The sequence below is a fragment of the Streptosporangium sp. NPDC006013 genome, from assembly GCF_040614275.1.
GTDB lineage: Bacteria > Actinomycetota > Actinomycetes > Streptosporangiales > Streptosporangiaceae > Streptosporangium.
Window position 1 is genome coordinate 1 of record NZ_JBEXUE010000778.1, and the last position, 2,934, is coordinate 2,934.

A 2,934-nucleotide genomic window follows, 5' to 3' on the forward strand; every position below is an offset into this window, starting at 1 on the left:
GCGCGCTCGAAGAGCGAGCGCGCGAACCTGCCGTTGCCCAGGCCGTCGATCAGGCCCTCGTCGCAGACCCAGGCGAAGACCTCGGCCAGGTCACGCCGGGCGGCGTCGTCGAACCTGTCACCCGAGGAGTCGGCGAGCAGCACCGCGATCTCGGTGAGTTCCTCGGCGGAGTACGAGGGAAACCGCACCCGCTGGCTGAACCTGCTGCCCAGGCCGGGATTGGACGACAGGAAGGTGTTCATCTCCCGCTCGTATCCGGCCAGGATGATCACCAGCCGGTCGCGGTCGTCCTCGGCCCGCTTGAGCAGCGTCTGCACGGCCTCGGTGCCGAAGGCGTCGCCCCCGCTGTAGCCGGAGTTGACCAGGCCGTAGGCCTCGTCGACGAAGAGCACCCCGCCGAGCGCCCGGTCGACCAGCTCGTTCGTCTTGATCGCGGTGGCGCCGAGGTGCTGGCCGACCAGGTCGGCCCGCTGGGCCTCCACCACGTCGGGCTGGGTGAGCAGGCCGAGCGCGGCGAAGATACGGCCCAGGATGCGGGCCACCGTGGTCTTTCCGGTGCCCGGCGGCCCGGCGAAGACGAAGTGCCGCATCTGCGGCGGGGTCGGCAGCCCCCGCTCCTGACGCATCTTGGCCACTCTGAGCTGCGCGGCGATCGCGTGCACCTGCCGTTTGACCGGTTCGAGACCCGCCATGCGGTCGAGGTCGGCCAGCGCCTCCTCGAGGGAGGGCGCGGCCTGGTAGCCCCGGTAGCGGGCGGTGAGCTCGTCGAAGGCCTTGACGACATCCTCCAGGGCCGTGGTGACCAGGTCCTCAGTGGTGGGCGCGCCGCCCGCCCCAACCACGCGCACGTCCCTGGCCTGCGCGGCGGCCTCCACGAGGCTGCGGACGAACCGGGCGTTGCCCAGGTCGTCGACCATCGAGCGCCGGTGGATGTCCTCGAATCGGGCGAGCAGCGCGGGCGCGGCCTCCGGTGACATCCGGTCTCCCCGGCGCCTCTGCAGCAACTCGGTGATCTGGAGCAGCTCATCAGGGGCGTAGCTGGGGAAGCGGACCCGGCTTGCGAACCGGCTGGACAGGCCGGGGTTGGACGACAGGAAGGCGGCCATCTCCTTCTCGTATCCGGCCAGGATGACGACCAGCCGGTCGCGGTCGTCCTCGGCCCGTTTGAGCAGCGTCTGCACGGCCTCCGCGCCGAACCTGTCCGGCTGGCCGTCACCGGAGTTGATCAGGCTGTACGCCTCGTCGATGAAGAGCACCCCGCCGAGCGCCCGGTCGACCAGCTCGTTCGTCTTGATCGCGGTGGCGCCGAGAAACTCCCCCACCAGGTCGGCCCGCTGGGCCTCGACCACGTAGGGGGTCTCCAGCAGGCCGAAGGCGTAGAAGATCTTCGCGACGGTCCTGGCCACGCTGGTCTTGCCGGTGCCCGGGGGGCCGATGAACACGAAGTGCCGCATCGGTGGCTCGGTGGAGTATCCGGCCTCCCTGCGCAGCCTGGCCGCCTCGATCGAGGCGGCGATCGAGCGCACCTGCTCCTTCACCGGGGCCAGGCCGATCATGGCGTCCAGCTCTCCGAGCGCCTCCTCCACCGAGATGGGCGGCGGCGCCTCCCGCTCGCCGGTCACGGCGGCGGGTGCGGGAGGACCGCCCCCGCGGACCCTGAGCCCGGCCTGGCTCCGCTCCCCCACCGTCAGTGCCGCCCGCACCCGGCGAGCCTGGAGGAAGCGCTGGACGAGCACCCCGGCCGCCACCGCGTACGCGGCCCAGATGGCGGTGACCGGCGCGAGCCCGGGGATGACCACGCCGAGCAGGACGGCCACCAGTCCGGCGGGCACCAGTGCCATGGCCGTGCTCACCCACGGGGTGACCCAGCGGATGAGGTGGGCCGCGCCGGCCACCAGGGGGGCGAGGATCATCAGCGCGGTCGGGATCGGCGAGTTCCAGCCGGACGCGCCCTGGAAGATCATCAGCGCCGACAGCCAGGCGAGCACCACGAGCAGGGTGGCCGCGGCGCGGGGAAAGCTCAGGGTCAGCGCCGCGAAGCCGAGCAGCGTCAGCGTGACGAAGAGCGTGTTGAGCACTGACCAGCCGAGGCCGAACGCCAGCCCGACCGCTCCGACCAGCACCGCGACGTAGATCAGCCTGCGCAGAGGCGGCGAGAGCCGGAAGTAGCCCAGCCGCACCCGCTCGAACAGATCCCGTGCGGCCGCGCGCCCCGCCGGCTGGGCCCTGCTGGATTCCCGCATCACGCCTCCCCGGTCCGCCCCCGGTTATACCGCACCGGGGGGACGTTTGCGCGTGCCTGGGCGTCGCGCCACGCCGCCGCGCGGGCACGATCAGATATGTGGACGAGAACGGATGAAATCCACGCTCGAGGTAGCAAGCTGCGACCGGTGCCGCACCGGTGGCCACACCCTTCCCTGTGCCGCCTCCGCGCCCCGCGCGCGGCGGTTCGCGCCCGTGTTCCCGCCGGGTGGGAGTACCCGGTCCCCGCGCCCGTCCTTCCCCGGGAACCGGCCAGGTGACGGGCATGGGAATGTCACCGCCTGGCAAGGCGGTCCGCGCTCCCGACGACCGCTCAGCCTCGGCGGGCACGGCCCTGGTGCCGGCCGGGATACTCACCGACCACGACCTGCTTGGGGGTGATCCTCAGCAGGCCGGCCTCGGTGTCGCCGATCGCGATGCCGCGCACCTCGGCCCAGAAGCTGCGGCCCTGCGGGTCCGCGACGAAGACCGCCACCCTGGGGTCGCGCTCGGCGGCCTCCCACGCGTCTGAGGCGGCGATCAGGCGCAACTCGCCGCTCGGGCCGACCGAACTGACCGCGCCGACGGCCAGCGCGCGCGGGCCGCTGGCCACCGGGTCGACGATGCGGAACGTCAGGAAGAACTCGATCGACTAGAGCGGGACGTTCACAGCGGTCGGGCAGGCCACGATCG

General features: G+C 72.3%; 2 protein-coding genes. Both read right to left on the reverse strand.

Annotated elements, in window-relative coordinates:
• The coding region (locus ABZ260_RS49365; RefSeq protein ID WP_355632430.1) for an AAA family ATPase at positions 1-2,243 on the reverse strand (2,243 nt) is incomplete at its 3' end.
• A 332-nt stretch (positions 2,244-2,575) separates the two neighbouring features.
• Positions 2,576-2,854 (reverse strand): hypothetical protein, encoded by a 279-nt coding sequence (locus ABZ260_RS49370; RefSeq protein WP_355632433.1) that lies wholly within the window; start codon positions 2,852-2,854, stop codon positions 2,576-2,578.
• Between the last annotated feature and the right edge of the window lie 80 nt (positions 2,855-2,934).